The sequence below is a fragment of the Dysosmobacter sp. Sow4_B12 genome, from assembly GCF_052116665.1.
Lineage (GTDB): Bacteria > Bacillota > Clostridia > Oscillospirales > Oscillospiraceae > Oscillibacter.
In genome coordinates this window covers 1-16,453 of sequence record NZ_JBQKKR010000016.1, presented here as the reverse complement: position 1 = coordinate 16,453, position 16,453 = coordinate 1, and the positions used below count along the sequence as shown (strand labels likewise).

At 60.0% G+C, this 16,453-nt stretch carries 14 protein-coding genes; 10 read left to right on the top strand and 4 right to left on the bottom strand.

Annotated features, from left to right (window positions below):
• The first annotated feature begins 132 nt into the window (after positions 1–132).
• Together ACTQ4R_RS11600 and ACTQ4R_RS11595 are read left to right on the top strand one after the other, a co-directional pair.
• Complete coding sequence (locus tag ACTQ4R_RS11600; protein WP_441628851.1) at positions 133–1,575, top strand: DASS family sodium-coupled anion symporter; 1,443 nt, start codon at positions 133–135, stop codon at positions 1,573–1,575.
• Positions 1,576–1,991: 416 nt separating this feature from the next.
• Positions 1,992–3,452 (top strand): DASS family sodium-coupled anion symporter, encoded by a 1,461-nt coding sequence (locus tag ACTQ4R_RS11595; RefSeq protein WP_441628849.1) that lies wholly within the window; start codon positions 1,992–1,994, stop codon positions 3,450–3,452.
• A 102-nt stretch (positions 3,453–3,554) separates the two neighbouring features.
• Here the strand turns inward: ACTQ4R_RS11595 and ACTQ4R_RS11590 are convergent, their stop codons facing one another.
• Complete coding sequence (locus ACTQ4R_RS11590) at positions 3,555–4,430, bottom strand: LysR family transcriptional regulator (RefSeq protein WP_441628847.1); 876 nt, start codon at positions 4,428–4,430, stop codon at positions 3,555–3,557.
• Positions 4,431–4,561: 131 nt separating this feature from the next.
• On the opposite strand from ACTQ4R_RS11590, the gene larA reads away from it, so the two are divergent.
• From larA to ACTQ4R_RS11560, 6 genes are all read left to right on the top strand, one after another.
• Entirely contained in the window at positions 4,562–5,824 is a 1,263-nt protein-coding gene (gene larA, locus ACTQ4R_RS11585; protein ID WP_441628845.1) for a nickel-dependent lactate racemase, read from the top strand.
• A 59-nt stretch (positions 5,825–5,883) separates the two neighbouring features.
• A complete protein-coding gene (locus tag ACTQ4R_RS11580) occupies positions 5,884–7,056 on the top strand; it encodes an NAD(P)-dependent malic enzyme (protein ID WP_441628843.1) in 1,173 nt (390 codons plus the stop codon).
• A gap of 281 nt (positions 7,057–7,337) precedes the next feature.
• A complete protein-coding gene (gene nrdD / locus ACTQ4R_RS11575) occupies positions 7,338–9,497 on the top strand; it encodes an anaerobic ribonucleoside-triphosphate reductase (RefSeq protein WP_441628841.1) in 2,160 nt (719 codons plus the stop codon).
• 567 nt (positions 9,498–10,064) lie between these two features.
• Positions 10,065–10,595 carry an anaerobic ribonucleoside-triphosphate reductase activating protein gene (gene nrdG / locus ACTQ4R_RS11570; protein ID WP_441628839.1) on the top strand — a complete coding sequence of 177 codons (531 nt, stop codon included), beginning with the start codon at positions 10,065–10,067 and terminating at the stop codon, positions 10,593–10,595.
• A 9-nt stretch (positions 10,596–10,604) separates the two neighbouring features.
• Positions 10,605–10,832: a hypothetical protein gene (locus tag ACTQ4R_RS11565; protein ID WP_441628837.1), complete on the top strand. Its 228-nt coding sequence runs from the start codon at positions 10,605–10,607 to the stop codon at positions 10,830–10,832.
• A gap of 80 nt (positions 10,833–10,912) precedes the next feature.
• Positions 10,913–11,761, top strand: a complete 849-nt coding sequence (locus ACTQ4R_RS11560; RefSeq protein WP_441628835.1) for an alpha/beta hydrolase family protein — start codon at positions 10,913–10,915, stop codon at positions 11,759–11,761.
• Between the two features lie 40 nt (positions 11,762–11,801).
• Here ACTQ4R_RS11560 and pfkA read toward each other — a convergent pair whose 3' ends face one another.
• Complete coding sequence (gene pfkA, locus ACTQ4R_RS11555; RefSeq protein WP_441628833.1) at positions 11,802–12,809, bottom strand: 6-phosphofructokinase; 1,008 nt, start codon at positions 12,807–12,809, stop codon at positions 11,802–11,804.
• Positions 12,810–13,187: 378 nt separating this feature from the next.
• Between pfkA and ACTQ4R_RS11550 the strand changes: the two genes are divergently transcribed.
• Together ACTQ4R_RS11550 and ACTQ4R_RS11545 are read left to right on the top strand one after the other, a co-directional pair.
• The gene (locus ACTQ4R_RS11550) at positions 13,188–14,240 is read left to right on the top strand and encodes an S-methyl-5-thioribose-1-phosphate isomerase (protein WP_441628831.1); all 1,053 of its coding nucleotides are present in this window, start codon (positions 13,188–13,190) and stop codon (positions 14,238–14,240) included.
• A gap of 36 nt (positions 14,241–14,276) precedes the next feature.
• On the top strand, positions 14,277–14,942 hold the full coding sequence (locus ACTQ4R_RS11545) for an L-fuculose-phosphate aldolase (protein ID WP_441628829.1): 666 nt from the start codon (positions 14,277–14,279) through the stop codon (positions 14,940–14,942).
• A gap of 45 nt (positions 14,943–14,987) precedes the next feature.
• On the opposite strand, the gene ACTQ4R_RS11540 is transcribed toward ACTQ4R_RS11545, so the two are convergent.
• Both ACTQ4R_RS11540 and ACTQ4R_RS11535 read right to left on the bottom strand, forming a co-directional pair.
• Complete coding sequence (locus tag ACTQ4R_RS11540; protein WP_441628827.1) at positions 14,988–15,416, bottom strand: threonine/serine exporter family protein; 429 nt, start codon at positions 15,414–15,416, stop codon at positions 14,988–14,990.
• A 1-nt stretch (position 15,417) separates the two neighbouring features.
• Entirely contained in the window at positions 15,418–16,191 is a 774-nt protein-coding gene (locus tag ACTQ4R_RS11535) for a threonine/serine exporter family protein (protein WP_441628825.1), read from the bottom strand.
• Positions 16,192–16,453: the final 262 nt, after the last annotated feature.

Sequence of the window (16,453 nt, the reverse complement as noted above, 5' to 3'; positions counted from 1 at the left end):
CACAAAATAAAAAAGCTGTTCTAAAGTTGTGAATGTCCTATAAAAATGGATTGAATGGCACCCTTTTTGCTTTATATACTGTCGTATTCGGCCGAAACCATTGTTGAAACGCATGATTGAGGAGGAGATTTCATGGGTAAATATCCAATTCGCAAGATCGGCTTTATTGTCGGTATTCTGGCAATGCTGATCATCGGCTTCATGCCCACCCCCGAGGGGCTGACGCTGGTGGGCCAGCGGGTACTGGCGGTCACTGTGCTGATGGTGGTGTTCTGGATCACCGAGGCCATGCCCATCCCGTTCACGGCGCTGCTGCCCATTTTGCTGTTCCCTCTGATGGGCATTACCGGTGCCAAGGGGCAAAACGATATCCAGCTGTTCAAGCACTATGCGTACCAGACCTGCTATCTGCTGGTGGGCGTCGGCTTTCTGTCCGGCTCCATGGTCAAGCACGGCCTGCATAAGCGCATCGCTTTGGGCATCGTTTCCAAGATCGGCAAAAAGCCCGCCACGCTGATCCTGGGCTTCATCATTGCCGTGGCGTTTGTGTCCATGTGGATGTCCAACACCACCGCTACCGTCATGATGCTGCCGGTGGCGCTGGCCATCGCCTCCACCCTGGGGGATGAAGCCAGAGGCCTGCGGAAGGCCATGGTGCTGTCCATTCCCTATGCCGCCACCATCGGCGGTATGGCCACCGTCATCGGCACCACCACCAATCCCACCGGCATCGGATTGATCCAGGAGACCATCGGCGTGGAGATCAACTTCCTGGACTGGCTGAAGATCGGCCTGCCCTTCACCATTGTGCTGATCCCCCTGTTCTGGATTTACATGGTAAAGTTCTTCAAGGTGGATAAAATGGAGAACATCGACATCTCCATCGCCCGCCAGCAGTATGAGGCGCTGGGTCCCATGAAGAAGGGTGAGAAGTACACCGCCGTGATCTTCCTGCTGTGCGTGGTCCTGTGGGTCACCCGCTCCACCGTGTGGGGCAAGCTGGTGCCCTTCGCCACGGATGAGACTGTCGCCATGCTGGGCGCCTTCCTGGTGATGGCCATTCCCCTGGACTACAAGGAAAATGAGTATGTCTGCGACTGGAAAACCGGCTTTAACGACATTCCCTGGAACGCCGTCATCCTGCTGGGCGGCTCCATGGTCATGGGCAACGCCTTCAAGGACGCCGGTGTGGCCGGCTGGGTCGCCAACATGCTCCAGGGCCTGGCAGGCATGAATGCCGTGGTCATCTGCATCATCGTGGGCATCGTCACCGCCCTGCTGACGGAGCTGACCACCAACGCCGTGGTGGTAGCCGCCTTTATCCCTGTCCTGGCCGGTGTGGGCGAGGCCATCGGCGTCAGCCCCTTCGCCATGATGATTGCTTGCATGCTGGCCTGCAACTTCGCCTTTATGCTGCCTCCCGCCACGCCCCCCAATGCCATCGCCTACGGTACCGGCGAGATCACCATGAAGGACCTCATCACCTGCGGCCTGGGCCTGAAGCTCATCGCCCTGGTGGTGTTCCCCATCGTGCTGTACGGCATCACCATGGGCATCTTTGGTATCGGTGTGTGATACTTGTAACTCAACATGTTGCAAAACAAAATCCCGCCTGCTGTTTGGCAGGCGGGATTTTCCTTGTAAATTCAAGGTTTTTTCGAGTTGCAAGGGGATAAAGAATCTGTTAACGGCGTGCAACGCTGCCGCCAAAAAATAAAGCGTTTCCGGTAAAAAACCGTCAAAAAAGCTGTGAAAACCGTTAAAAAATAGGGAGATTTTCTCTTGACATTTCAATGCTTTGACGAAACGGCCAATTTCCCAAAAGGACTTTTGTAAAAAAGCGCAATCACAAAAAATGGAAAAAGGTCGAAAGTGGCATGAACTTTGCTATAATATGACGGCGATGAAGCTCTGTGGAGCAAACCCCTGAGCCGGACGGAGAGGGAAAGAAGCTGCCCGGTTCAACCGTATTTTATTTAGGAGGAGATTCGATGGGTAAATATCCTGTTCGCAAGATCGGTTTTATCGTCGGTATTCTGGCGATGCTGATCATCGGCTTCATGCCTACCCCCGCAAGCCTGGCGGCGGTTACGGAAACGCCTGTGGTCGCGCAGCGTGTTCTGGCCGTCACCGTGCTGATGGTTATCTTCTGGATCACCGAGGCTATGCCGATCCCGTTCACCGCACTGCTCCCGATCGTTCTGTTCCCCTTGATGGGCATTACCGGCGCCAAGGGCCAGAACGACATCCAGCTGTTCAAGCACTATGCGTATCAGACCTGCTACCTGCTGGTCGGCGTCGGCTTCCTGTCCGGCTCCATGGTGAAGCACGGCCTGCATAAGCGCATCAGCTTGGGCATCGTGTCCAAGATCGGCAAGAAGCCCACCACCTTGATCCTGGGCTTCATCCTGGCTGTGGCGTTCGTGTCCATGTGGATGTCCAACACCGCCGCTACCGTTATGATGCTGCCTGTGGCTCTGGCTATCGCCACCACGCTGGGTGAAGAGGCCCAGGGCTTGAAGAAGGCCATGGTGCTCGCCATTCCCTACGCAGCGACCATCGGCGGTATGGCTACCGTCATCGGCACCACCACCAACCCCACCGGCATCGGCTTGATCGAGTCCACCATCGGCATCAGCCTCAACTTCCTGGACTGGCTGAAGATCGGCCTGCCCTTCACCATCGTGCTGCTGCCCCTGATGTGGATCTACATGGTCAAGTTCTTCAAGGTCGACAAGATGCCTCCCGTGGATATCTCTGTTGCCCGTCAGCAGTATAAGGACCTGGGCCCCATGAGCAAGGGCGAGAAGTACACCGCCATCATCTTCCTGGCCTGCTGCGTCCTGTGGGTCACCCGCTCCATCCTGTGGGGCAAGTATGTGCCCTTCGCCACTGACGAGACCGTCGCTATGCTGGGCGCTTTCCTGGTCATGGCGATCCCCCTGGATTATAAGAACGCTGAGTACGTCTGCGATTGGAAGACCGGCTTCAACGATGTTCCCTGGAACGCCGTGATCCTGCTGGGCGGCTCCATGGTCATGGGCAACGCCTTCAAGGACGCCGGTGTGGCTGCTTGGGTCGCCAACATGCTGTCCGGCCTGGCTGGCATGAACGCTGTCGTGATCTGCATCATCGTCGGTATCGTCACCGCCCTGCTGACCGAGCTGACCACCAACGCCGTGGTCGTGGCCGCTTTCATCCCCGTTCTGGCTGGCGTTGGCGAGGCCATCGGTGTCAGCCCCTTCGCCATGATGATCGCTACCATGCTGTCCTGCAACTTCGCATTTATGCTGCCTCCCGCCACTCCCCCCAATGCTATCGCCTATGGTACCGGCGAGATCGAGATGAAGGACCTGGTCAAGTGCGGCCTCGGCTTGAAGCTCATCGCCCTGGTGGTGTTCCCCATCATGCTGTATGGCGTCACGATGGGTATCTTCCACATCGGTGTCTGATTCCCGAGACACTGTATTATAACGCGATACCGTATACAGAGTTTCTACCAAGAAAGGTCCCCGGCGAAAGCCGGGGACCTGTTCTTGTACGCGGGGGGAAAATCACAGCACCGGCACCTGGCGGCAGAGCTCAATGAGACGGCTCATGTCCCGGAAGGGCTTTTGACTGCGGCGCCACACGAGGCTCACATGCACAAAGACCTGGGGCTCCAGGGAGAGGACCGCCAGGTCCGGCATGGTGTCCGCCAGGGGGCGCAGCAAAAACCCGGTGGCGGTGCCGCTGCGGATGAGGCTTTGAACGGTGGACAGCTGCTCGGTGGCGTGGAGGATACGGGGCGTGACGCCGGCGGCTTCAAACTGCTGCATGACCCGCTCCCGCAGGGAGAAGCTGCTTTGGAAAAACACCAGGGGCTCATCCTCCAGCTGGAGGACGGAGACCCGGGACTTTCCGGCCAGGGGATGATCCGGAAGGGCGCACCAAACGATCTCCATATCTGTGACGGGGATGGTTTCAAACTCCGGCGGCAGGGGAGCGTGGTGGGAGACAAAGGCCACGTCCAGCACGTTTTCCCGCAGGTCCCGGATGAGGGTCTTGGTGCCCAGCTCCTCCGTGGCCAGCAGCAGTTCCGGATACCGGGCGGACAGTTGGCGGTACAGGGCGGGGAGGAGGGCGGTGCCGATCATGGGCGGCACCCCCAGCCTCACCGGCCGCCGCTGGCGGCCCAGAGCCTGCATCCGGTTGGACACGTGATCCGCGTGGCGCAGCAGGCTCTCCGCCATCTCCCGCAGAATGGCGCCCTCCTCCGTTAGGGAAAAGCCTTGATACCGCCGGGCGATGAGGGCCACGCCGAACTCCCGTTCCAGGTCCCGGATGGCCATGGATACCGAGGGCTGAGAAACGTGCAGGGACTCCGCGGCCCGGGAGATGCTGCCCAAGCGGCAGGTGGCCTCAAAATACCGCAGCTGCTGCAATTTCATCTGTCAAAACCTCCAAATTCCAAGGGTTTCTTTTATAATATAAAAATAATTGATAAAAATCAAGAAAAACTATATTTGACATTCGGAAAGGCCTTCCATACAATAGAAGCGAAGAAAACGAGGGGGTGTCCATGATGGAACTATCCTTTAAAATCGGGAACCGGACGGAGCGTGTAAACGTGCCGGCGGAAAACCTGCTGGGGGTTCTGGAGCCCAATGCGGTCAAGGCGGACCTCGCCGGCGAGGCCGCCGTCCGCCGGGCGCTGGCGGAGCCCATCGGCACGCCCCGCCTGCGGGACATCGTCCGCCCCGGCGAAAAGATCGCCATCGTCACCAGCGACATCACCCGTCCCATGCCTACCTGGACCGTGATGCCCGCCCTGCTGGAGGAGCTGTACGCCGCCGGCGCCGCGCCGGAGGACATTACCCTGGTGTTCGCCCTGGGCAGCCACCGGGGCCACACGGAGGCGGAAAAGGCCCACCTGGCCGGTGAGCGGGCCTGGCGGGAGATCACCTGCGTGGATTTGAACGTGGAGGACTGCGTCCATGTGGGCGTCACCTCCCGGGGCACGCCGGTGGACATTGACCGCCGGGTGGCGGAGGCGGACCGGCGCATCTGCCTGGGCAACATCGAGTACCACTACTTTGCCGGCTATTCCGGCGGCGCCAAGGCCATCATGCCCGGCGTGTCCACCCGGGCGGCCATCCAGGCCAACCACAGCCGCATGGTGGAAAGCGCCGCCTGCGCCGGCCGTCTGGCGGGCAACCCCGTCCGGGAGGACATCGAGGAGGCGGCGGCCATGGTGGGAGTGGATTTCATTCTCAACGTGGTGCTGGACGCCCATAAGGAGATCATCCGCGCCGTGGCCGGCGACGTCACCGCCGCCCACCGGGCCGGCTGCGCGTTTTTGGACACGCTGTACCGCAAGGAACTGCCCCGGCGGGCGGACATCGTGCTGGTGAGCCAGGGCGGCGCGCCTAAGGATTTGAACCTGTACCAGACCCAGAAGGCGTTGGACAATGCCAAGCACGCGGTGAAGTCCGGCGGCGTCATTGTCCTCATGGGCTCCTGCAAGGAGGGCCTGGGGGAAAAGACCTTTGAGGAGTGGATGACCACCGCCCCCACCGCTCATTCCCTCATCGACCGCATCCAGCGGGAATTCCGCCTGGGCGGCCACAAGGCCGCCGCCATCGCCATGGTGCTGGAGAACGCGGACATCTACCTGGTCAGCGACCTGCCGGACCAGCTGGTGCGGAGCCTTTTCATGACGCCGTACCACTCCGCGGAGGAGGCCTACCGGGCTGCCGCGGCCAAGTGCGGCCCCGGCGCCACAGTGCTGGCCATGCCCTACGGCGGCTCCACCCTGCCCTGGACAGGCGATTTGGAAGCATGAACATCGTCCGGCAAGCCGGACTGGAAACAACTGAAAACAAATAAAAAGGAGAATGTGAAATGGATTACGCAAAGGAATCCCTGCGCCTGCATGCTGAGTGGAAGGGTAAGCTGGAAGTTGTTCCCCGGGCGCCTGTGGGCAGCAAGGAGGATCTGGCCCTGGCTTACACCCCCGGCGTTGCCCAGCCCTGCCTGGAGATCCAGAAGGACATTTCCAAGAGCTATGAGCTGACCCGCCGCTGGAACACCGTGGCCGTGGTCACCGACGGCACCGCTGTTCTGGGCCTGGGCGACATCGGCCCCGAGGCCGGCATGCCCGTTATGGAGGGCAAGTGCGTCCTGTTCAAGGCCTTCGGCGACGTGGACGCCATCCCCCTGTGCGTCAAGAGCAAGGATGTGGACGACATCGTCAACACCGTGTACCTGCTCTCCGGCTCCTTCGGCGGCGTGAACCTGGAGGACATCGCCGCTCCCCGCTGCTTTGAGATCGAGCGGAAGCTGAAGGAAAAGTGCGACATCCCCATCTTCCACGACGACCAGCACGGCACCGCCATCATCACCCTGGCGGGCTTGACCAATGCCTTGAAGGTGGTGGGCAAGAAGCTGGAGGAGGTGCGCATCGTCATCAACGGCGCCGGCGCCGCCGCCATCTCCATCACCAAGCTGCTGCTGACCGCCGGCGCCAAGAATGTCACCCTCTGCGACCGCAAGGGCGCCATCTACGCCGGCCGCGACGGCTTGAACTGGATCAAGGAGGAGATGGCCCAGGTCACCAACCTGGAGAAGAAGGCCGGCTCCCTGGCCGATGTGTTGGCTGGCGCCGACGTGTTCATCGGCGTGTCCGCGCCCCATGCCGTCACCACCGACATGGTCAAGACCATGAACAAGGACGCCGTCATTTTCGCCTGCGCCAACCCCACGCCCGAGATCTTCCCCGAGGATGCCAAGGCCGGCGGCGCCGCCGTCTGCTCCACCGGACGCAGCGACTATCCCAACCAGATCAACAACGTCCTGGTGTTCCCCGGTGTGTTCCGGGGCGCTTTGGACGCCCGGGCCAGCGACATCAATGACGCCATGAAGATCGCCGCTGCTCACGCCATCGCCGGCCTGATCTCCGACGAGGAACTGAACGCCGACTACATCATCCCCGACGCCACCGACCCCCGGGTCAAGGACGCCGTGGCCGGCGCCGTGTGCAAGGCCGCTCACGACTCCGGCGTCGCCCGTATCTGAGAACGAATACGCTCCGGCGCAGCAAAAAAGGACCGCTTTGCGGTCCTTTTTTTGCTGCGCCGGCTTGTCAAGCGGAAAAGACGGAGAAAAAAACAGGAAAATTCTATGGAACTTTCCCATTTACAAACGGCGGTTTATTTGCCATGATAGACGGCGTGCAGTTTATCAGAAGTTTCTACATAAAGTGGCAATTGCAACTAGCACAAACTATATCTTGTGTGTTATGATACATACAATGCGAAATATATTGTGGTGCACGGGAATTTAACGGAGGGAATGACATGATCGTTATCAAAAGAAACGGCACGGAAGTTGATTTTGACATCACCAAGATCATCGCCGCCATTACAAAGGCCAACGACAGCGTTGAGGAAAGCGCCCGCATGACGCCCATGCAGATCCGGCGCATTGCCGATTTTGTGGAGCTTCAATGCCTAAAGATGAACCGGGCGCCCTCCGTGGAGGAGATCCAAGATTTGGTGGAGTACCAGATCATGGCCCACGGTGCCTTCGAGGTAGCCAAGAGCTACATCACCTACCGTTATACCCGTTCTCTGGTCCGCAAGAGCAACACCACCGATGAGAAGATCCTCAGCCTCATCGAGTGCTGCAACGAGGAGGCCAAGCAGGAGAACTCCAACAAAAACCCCGTGGTGAACTCCACCCAGCGGGATTACATGGCCGGCGAGGTCTCCCGGGACCTCAGCGAGCGGCTGCTGCTGCCGCCGGACATCGTGGAGGCCCACCGGGAGGGCATTATCCACTTCCACGACACGGATTACTATGCCCAGCACATGCACAACTGCGACCTGGTGAACCTGGAGGATATGCTGCAAAACGGCACCGTCATCACCGGCACCCTCATTGAGCGGCCCCACAGCTTCTCCACCGCCTGCAACATCGCCACCCAGATCATCGCCCAGGTGGCGTCCAACCAGTACGGCGGCCAGTCCATTTCCCTGGCCCACCTGGCGCCCTTTGTGGATGTCAGCCGCAAGAAGATCCGCAAGATCGTGGAGCAGGAGATGGAGGTCATCGGTGTGGACCCCGGCCAGGAGAAGATCGACCAGCTGGTGGAGGCCCGCCTGCGGGACGAGGTGCGCAAGGGTGTCCAGACCATCCAGTACCAGGTGCTGACCCTGCTGACCACCAACGGACAGGCTCCCTTTGTCACGGTGTTTATGTACCTGGGGGAGGCCAAGAACGACCAGGAGCGCCGGGACCTGGCCATGATCATTGAGGAGACTCTGGAGCAGCGCTACCAGGGTGTGAAAAACGAGGACGGCGTGTGGATCACTCCTGCCTTCCCCAAGCTCATCTACGTGCTGGAGGAGGACAACATCCACGAGGATTCCCCCTACTGGTATCTCACAAAGCTGGCGGCCAAGTGCACCGCCAAGCGGATGGTGCCCGACTACATCTCCGAAAAGAAGATGAAGGAGTACAAGGAGGGCAATTGCTTCCCCGTCATGGGCTGCCGGTCCAACCTCAGCCCTTGGAAGGATGAGAACGGCAACTACAAGTTCTACGGCCGCTTCAACCAGGGCGTGGTGACGCTGAACCTGGTGGACGTGGCCCTCAGCTCCGGCGGCGATCTGGACAAGTTCTGGAAGATCTTCGACGAGCGGCTGGACCTGTGCTACCGGGCCCTCATGTGCCGCCACAACCGCTTGAAGGGCACTCTTTCCGACGTGGCGCCCATTTTGTGGCAGTACGGCGCCTGTGCCCGGCTGAAAAAGGGCGAGACCATCGACAAGCTCTTGGTGGGCGGCTATTCCACCATCTCCCTGGGCTACGCGGGCCTTTACGAATGCGTGAAGTACATGACCGGCAAGAGCCACACGGACCCGTCCGCCACGCCCTTTGCCCTGCGGGTCATGGAGCATATGAACGAGGCCTGCAGCCGCTGGAAGGCGGAGACCTCCATTGGCTTCGGCATCTACGGCACGCCTCTGGAGTCCACCACCTATAAGTTTGCCAAGTGCCTCCAGCGCCGCTTCGGCATCATTGAGGGCATCACCGACAAGGGTTATATCACCAACAGCTACCACGTCCATGTGACGGAGGAGATCAACGCCTTTGACAAGCTGCGCTTCGAGGCCAAGTTCCAGCACCTGTCCACCGGCGGCGCCATCAGCTATGTGGAGGTGCCGGATATGCAGAACAACCTGGAGGCGGTGCTCCAGGTGATGAAGTTTATTTATGATAACATCATGTACGCCGAGCTGAACACCAAGAGCGACTACTGCCAGGTGTGCGGCTGGGACGGCGAGATCCAGATCGTGGAGGAAAACGGCAAGCTCATCTGGAAATGCCCCAAGTGCGGCAACACCGACCAGGACAAGATGAATGTGGCCCGCCGGACCTGCGGCTACATCGGCACCCAGTTCTGGAACCAGGGCCGGACCCAGGAGATCCGGGACCGGGTGATGCACCTGTAAATTGATAGTTTCATTAGGAATGAACATCTGATTTTCTGTTCTATCTGCGTAAGGCCACCCCCGAACCCGGAATTGGTTCGGGGGTGGCCTGGTTTTCCGAGAAGGTCGTTTCTCACGGATTTCTGCGGCAAAGACAGCCGGCGTCCCCGCCGTGCAGAGGGTGAACAGCCCTACACCGTACAGGCTGGACAGCTCCGGAATGCGGCAGAGCCGGAAATGGACGATGAGGATATGCAGTGCGGTGTAATTGCCGACAAGGGGAGCATCCTGCCAAGTCCATTCGGGGTCGTTCAGCTAAAAAATGGGGGGCGGTCATTCCGACACGCGACAGGAGCCATCTCATATGCATGTTGCGTTTTTGCAAGCGGTTTGCTATAATAATGAAAAAATTTGCAAAACATACTGCCGTTCGCAGCAGAGCTTCAGAGGAACCGCTGCGGTTTGCGCGCACCCGCTGTGCCCGCACACTTACAAACCCAGAAGTGTTTTTCCCGAGGCGCATGCCCTCGGGAAAAAAGATTTTATGAGATTTCCGCCTGCGGGCGGAATGGAAACGGAGGCGGAACCATGTATTACGGTGAGATCAAAAACTGCGACATCGCCAACGGCGAGGGCGTCCGGGTGACGCTGTTCGTCTCCGGCTGCACCAACCACTGCGAAAATTGCTTCCAGCCCCAGACCTGGGCCTTTGACTATGGCCGGCCTTTTACGGAGGAGACAGAGCAGTACCTCATGGAGCTGCTGGCGCCGTCCTATATCAACGGCTTGACCCTACTTGGCGGCGAGCCCTTTGAACCGGAGAACCAGCGGGCGTTGGTGCCGTTTCTGCGCCGGGTGCGGCGGGAGCTGCCGGAGAAAAATATCTGGGCGTACAGCGGCTTCCTTTATGAGGACATGCTGCGGGAGGGGAGCCATCCCCGGTGCGAGGTGACGGACGAGCTGCTGGGCATGGTGGACGTGCTGGTGGACGGTCGGTTCGTGGAGGCGCTGAAGGACATTTCCCTGCGGTTTCGGGGCAGCTCCAACCAGCGGCTCATCGATTTGAACGCTACCCGGGCGGCGGGAGCGGTGTGCTTGCTTCCGGAGCAAAAACGCTGAAAAATGAACATGAACAAAGGACACTTCGGCTATATGCGGGCCGGAGTGTCCTTTGTTTTGCATAAACTTCATAAATTTATGCAAAGCGACGAAAAAGATCGTGCCGCTTTTCTTGACACGGAAAAAACAGGAACCTATAATGAGGTATCTTCTATCCAAAGCCGGACTTCTGGAGGGGAAAACAGCCGCTTGACAGGGAGACAGAAGGACGCACAGGCGCTCAAGAAGCCTGCGTGAAAACAAATGTCTTTATGCAAAGGATTGGTTAAAATGACAGAAAATGTAAAGCGCACGACCCCCGGCGCGGGAGGGATACGATGATGGAGCGGATACAGCTGGACTATCTTTTTGAGGACCGCCCCACCCCGGAGGCGGCTCCCGCGGACTACGACGCGCTGGACGTGGTCAGCGGCGGCAGCCATATTTACGGGCAGATCATGTGGCCGGACGGCGGCTATGCCGCGCCCCGCCCCTGCGTGATATTGACCCACGGCTATCCGGGCACCGCCCGAAACGACGACCTGGTCCACGCCCTGCGGCGGATCGGCTGCGTGGTGCTGACGCCTCACCACCGGGGCGCCTGGGGCAGCCAGGGCGAGTATCTGGTGTCCCACTGTGTGGAGGACGCGCTGGCCGTGGCGGAATATGTGCGGACGCCGGAATTTTGCCGGCAATTCAACGTGGACCCGGACTGCGTGTTTCTGGGCGGCCACAGCATGGGCGGCAACACCACGCTGAACGCCTGCCGGAAGCTGCCGTGGCTGAAGGGCATCCTTCTGATGACGCCCTTTGACTCCACGCGCCTCATCCGCCAGGGCCGGCCGGATAAGCTCCGGGCCCTGCTGCCCGCCGGCTACAACCTCACCGGCTATGACGAGGAGGTATTTTTCCGGGACATTGCGGCCCATGTGGGGGAGTATGATTTCGAAAACGCCTTTGACGCCGTGAAGGACCAGAACCTCTGCTGCGTGGAGGGAGCGCTGGATACCCTGGCGCCGCTGGAGGACATGTTCCTGCCCCTTTGGGAGCTGCTGCAGGCCCATCCCACCAAGGCCATCCAGCGGATGACGGTGCTGCCCACCGGCCACGGCCTTTGTGACTGCCGGGTGGCTTTGATCCGCTATGTGGCCCGCTTCCTGGCGGATGTGGTGAACGGAGAACAATAAAAAAATACCGGAAGGCCGCAGCCTTCCGGTATTTTTCTGATTACAGCACGTCCTTGCGGTTGGTCATGGCCTCCAGCACCTGGTAGCGCTCCATGTTGAAGGTCTTGGTCATCTGCAGGGCTTCCTCCATGTCCAGGTCCACGATGCGGCCGTCCTGGGTGGCGATGATGCGGTTGCCGCGGCCCTCGGCCATGACCTTCACAGCCTCGTAGCCCATGCGGCTGGCCGTCTCCCGGTCCCGGGCGGAGGGGGAGCCGCCCCGCTGGATGTGGCCCAGCACCGTCACGCGGGGGTCGATGCCCACTTCCTCGTGGATGCGCTTGGCGATGTCCATGGCGCTGGCCACGCCCTCGGCCACCACGATCATGTAATGGGTGGTGCCGGCCAGGCGGGCACGACGGATCTTCTCCACGATGTCCTGCTCAAAGTTCAGCTCCCGCTCCGGGATGAGGACGGCGGTGGCGCCCACGGCGATGCCCACGTACAGGGCAAGATAACCGGCGTGGCGGCCCATGACCTCCACCACGGAGCAGCGCTCGTGGGACTGCATGGTGTCCCGCAGCTTGTCGATGCACTCCACGGCGGTGTTGCAGGCGGTGTCAAAGCCGATGGTGTAGTGGGAGCAGCCGATGTCGTTGTCAATGGTGGCGGGCACACCCACCACCTGCAGATGCTGGCCGCTCTCGGCCGCCTGGCGGGAGAGGGCCAGGGCGCCCCGGAAGGTGCCGTCGCCGCCAATGGCCACAATGCCGTCCAGCCCCAGCAGCTTGCAGGTGGCCAGCGCCTTGGCACGGCCGGAGGGCTCCCGGAACTCCTCACTGCGGGCGGTGTAGAGCATGGTGCCGCCTTTGTTGATGATGTGGCTGACACTGGATGCGTTCATGTGGATGAAATCGCTGTTGATGAGGCCGTTCCAGCCTCTGCGGATGCCGATGCAGTCGATGCCGCGGCCCACAGCGGACCGCACCACGGCGCGGACGGCAGCGTTCATACCGGGGGCGTCGCCGCCGCTGGTCAGAACACCGATACGTTTGATCTGATTTTCCATAATGTACCTCCATCCTCCTCGTGGAAAGCCCCTGTGGCCGCCGGTGAAAAGCGGCGGACCGTGGGGCAGCTTCAGTTAACCGATTACTTTGAATATACTGTTTGCAAAGAAAAATGTCAAGATTCTTCTGAATAAAAGAGGGAATCTTGTGGAAAACGATTAACTCGCGGCGAAATAGGTATAAAAAGTGACGAAGGCATGCCACCGGCACCCGGTGGACAGAGCAACAAAATTCAACAAAAGAAAACGAAAACCTGTTGAAAAGCGTTTAAAGCTGTTGTACTATTAAAATGTCCGCATTTGCGGACATTCCAATGAACAGCGCCGGATACTGCCGGCTTCCCCGAAGGGATACATACGATAAAGGAGAGTACGGATATGGTACGCATGGACAACGATATGCCCTTTTTGCTGCAATATGAGAACGTGGCGTGGTACGACGAGGGAAAGGTCCGCATTCTGGACCGGCGGGTCTACCCCACGGAGGTGCGGTTCGTGGAGTGCACGGACTACCGGGAGGTGGCCCAGGCCATCACGGACATGGTGACCCAGAGCGCGGGGCCCTACACCGCCGTGGGCATGGGCATGGCCCTGGCGGCCTGGCAGGTGCGGGGCAAGGGCGAGGCGGAGCAGATCGCCTTTTTGAAGCAGGCGTCCTACGACCTGTCCCACGCCCGGCCCACCACCGCCAACCGCTACGGCCAGATCACCAACCGCTGCGTGGACGTGGCGGCCCAGGCCCTGGCGGAGGGGAAGGACCCCATCGCCGCCATCGTGGAAAACACGGTGGAGTCTCTAAACCGGCGGTACAGCACCATGCAGATCGTGGGCGACCGGCTGGCGGAGCTCATCCCCAACAACGGCACCATCTTGACCCAGTGCTTCGGCGAGACCATCATCGGCACCGTCATGCGGGCGGCCCGGAAGCAGAACAAGGACTTCCGGGTGTTCTGCGCGGAGACCCGACCGTACCTGCAGGGGGCCCGGCTGACCGCCAGCTGCTTTGCCCAGATGGGCTTTGACACCACGGTCATCACCGACAACATGGTGGCCTACGCCATGGAGCGGGAGCACATCGACGTATTCACCTCGGCGGCGGACTCCATCGCCCGGGACGGCCACATCGCCAACAAGATCGGCACCTTCCAGATCGCCATTCTGGCCAAGTACTTCGGTGTGCCCTACTATGTCACCGGCATCCCCGACCGGGACAAGAAGAGCAGGGGCGACATCGTCATTGAGATGCGGGACCCCAGCCAGGTGCTGTCCTACCGGGGCATCCCCAACACCGTGCCGGAGGTGAAGGCCATCTATCCCTCCTTCGACGTGGTGCCGCCTCACCTGATCTCCGGCGTGGTCACGGACAAGGGTGTGTATGTGCCCTACCTGCTGGACCAGTATTTTGACACGGAGGCCAAGGCCTTTTATTGAGAACGATCCACTGTGAAGAAGTAGGAGGAACAGACAATGTTGATGCAGGAAGAGAGAGAACTGGTCGTTGAATACGGCAAAAAAATGAGTGCCGCCCGGCTGAGCACCGGCACCAGCGGCAATATCAGCATCTATAACGCGGAAAAGGGACTGATGGCCATCAGTCCCTCCGGTATTGATTATTTTTCCACCCGGCCCGAGGATGTGGTCATTACGGACCTGGATGCCAACATCGTGGACGGCGATAAAAAGCCCTCCAGCGAATGGGGCCTCCACACCACCTTTTACCGGCATAAGCCCCACGCCCGGGCGGTGGTCCACACCCACTCCATGTACTGTACTACATTCGCCGTGCTGGGACAGCCCATCCGTGCCGTCCACTATGTCATCGGCGACGCCGGCGTGCCCGAGGTGCCCTGCGCGCCCTACCGCACCTTCGGTACCCTGGAGCTGGCGGAGGCGGCCATTGAGGTGTGCGGCAAGAGCAACGCCGTGCTGCTGGGGAACCACGGCCTCGTGACCTGCGGCAAGGACATTAAGAGCGCCTACGGCCTGGCCTGCAACATGGAGTACATCGCGGAGCTCCAGTACCGGGCCATGTGCATCGGCACGCCCAATGTCCTCTCCGATGAGCAGATGGCGGAGGTCATGGAGCGCTTCAAGACCTACGGCCAGCCCGGCAGCAAAAAGACCGGCTATTGAGCAGCGCGCGAAAACGCCCCGCGGCGGTCAGCCGCGGGGCGTTTTTTACTTCTTGCGCCAGGTGAGCATCCGGACAATGGAGGTGACCATGGAGGCGCCCACGGCGATGGCGCCGGCGGTGGCGGCGGTCCGCAGGCCCACCTGGGAGAACATGGGGAAGTTTTGGTTGATGAGGTAGTCCATGGTGTAGTACAGTCCGCCGCCGGGCACCAGGGGGATGATGCCGATGACCAGGAAAATGGTGGCGGGCGCCTTCAGCAGCCGGGCCAGCAGCTCCGCCAGGGCGGAGACCACAAGGGTGGCCACGAAGCACCGCACCGCGTCGGACCCCAGGGGCTCCGCCAGCAGGTACACGCCCCAGGAGACAGCGCCGATGGCGCTGCACAGGAAGATGAACAGGGGCTTTCGCACCTGGAAAATAAAGCAGAAGCTCACGCAGCCCAAAAAGGCGTACAGGCAGGGCAAAAACCGCATTTCAAGCCACCCCCAAAAGCAATCTGGCCAGGCCCACGGGAATGGCGATGCCCAGGGCCAGGGCCATGGAAATGATGAGTACCTCGGCGAATTTGGTCAGCGCCGTCAAAAAATCACCGGCCAGCACGTCCCGCACCACATTGGTGATGGCGATGCCGGGCACCAGCAGCATGATGGCGCCGATGACGATCTTGTCCATCTGCACCGGAACGCCCAGATAGACCAGGGCCAAAGGCGGCAGCACCATGGCCATGCTGGCGCAGACGTAGGTGAAGAAAATGTTGGTGTTCATGCGGCTGAGGGAGCCGGTGGCGGCCTTGACGGCAATGCCGCAGGCGAAGGCGAAGCAGGCGTCAAAGAGCCTTCCGCCCCAGAACAGCGTGAAAAACACCGCCACGAAGCCGTGGGCCAGATAGCCGCTCCACTGGGGATAGCCGGAGGCCTGGGCGATGGAGCGGAGCCGTTCCATGGCCTCGGCGGGGGCGGGAGTCTCCCGGCACACCTGGCGGCAGAGGCTGTTGAGCTTTTCCAGCTTGTCCAGGTTGATGAAGGAGGTGCGGATGCGGATGGCCTTCGTGTAGTTGTGGCCGTCCTCGAGAATATTCAAAATGACACTGGCGGGAATGGCGAATACCTCCGTGTCCTGGTAGCCGTAGGCGTCCATTAAGTGGTTGATGGAATCCTCCACCCGGTAGATCTCCGCACCGTTCTGAATGAGCTGGCGGCCCATCTCGCAGCAGAAATTCAAAAATTCTTCCGTGTTTTTCAGCTTCATGGCGGTTACGCTCCTTGTGATGTCGCCGCCCGGGAAGGCGCGGCACGCTGACTATTATACTGTGCCATGCGAAAAAATCAATACATTTTATAAAGACATGCGAAAGAAGAATGACCATATGAGAAAAGGTGCCGGTGCTTTCGCACCGGCACCTCAGCCTGTCGAGAAACCCCGGTTGTGCATTAGGCAGCAACCGGGGTTTCAGCGCAAATTCGGGGAAATAGAATTGAGAACAGGAAATGGACAGAGTCATTCCATTTCC

Excerpts from the sequence above, each read along its gene's own strand:
- ACTQ4R_RS11600 (WP_441628851.1), top strand. The coding sequence starts at position 133 with ATGGGTAAATATCCAATTCGCAAGATCGGCTTTATTGTCGGTATTCTG.
- ACTQ4R_RS11595 (WP_441628849.1), top strand. The coding sequence starts at position 1,992 with ATGGGTAAATATCCTGTTCGCAAGATCGGTTTTATCGTCGGTATTCTG.
- ACTQ4R_RS11590 (WP_441628847.1), bottom strand. The coding sequence starts at position 4,430 with ATGAAATTGCAGCAGCTGCGGTATTTTGAGGCCACCTGCCGCTTGGGC.
- larA (WP_441628845.1), top strand. The coding sequence starts at position 4,562 with ATGATGGAACTATCCTTTAAAATCGGGAACCGGACGGAGCGTGTAAAC.
- ACTQ4R_RS11580 (WP_441628843.1), top strand. The coding sequence starts at position 5,884 with ATGGATTACGCAAAGGAATCCCTGCGCCTGCATGCTGAGTGGAAGGGT.
- nrdD (WP_441628841.1), top strand. The coding sequence starts at position 7,338 with ATGATCGTTATCAAAAGAAACGGCACGGAAGTTGATTTTGACATCACC.
- nrdG (WP_441628839.1), top strand. The coding sequence starts at position 10,065 with ATGTATTACGGTGAGATCAAAAACTGCGACATCGCCAACGGCGAGGGC.
- ACTQ4R_RS11565 (WP_441628837.1), top strand. The coding sequence starts at position 10,605 with ATGAACAAAGGACACTTCGGCTATATGCGGGCCGGAGTGTCCTTTGTT.
- ACTQ4R_RS11560 (WP_441628835.1), top strand. The coding sequence starts at position 10,913 with ATGATGGAGCGGATACAGCTGGACTATCTTTTTGAGGACCGCCCCACC.
- pfkA (WP_441628833.1), bottom strand. The coding sequence starts at position 12,809 with ATGGAAAATCAGATCAAACGTATCGGTGTTCTGACCAGCGGCGGCGAC.
- ACTQ4R_RS11550 (WP_441628831.1), top strand. The coding sequence starts at position 13,188 with ATGGTACGCATGGACAACGATATGCCCTTTTTGCTGCAATATGAGAAC.
- ACTQ4R_RS11545 (WP_441628829.1), top strand. The coding sequence starts at position 14,277 with ATGTTGATGCAGGAAGAGAGAGAACTGGTCGTTGAATACGGCAAAAAA.
- ACTQ4R_RS11540 (WP_441628827.1), bottom strand. The coding sequence starts at position 15,416 with ATGCGGTTTTTGCCCTGCCTGTACGCCTTTTTGGGCTGCGTGAGCTTC.
- ACTQ4R_RS11535 (WP_441628825.1), bottom strand. The coding sequence starts at position 16,191 with ATGAAGCTGAAAAACACGGAAGAATTTTTGAATTTCTGCTGCGAGATG.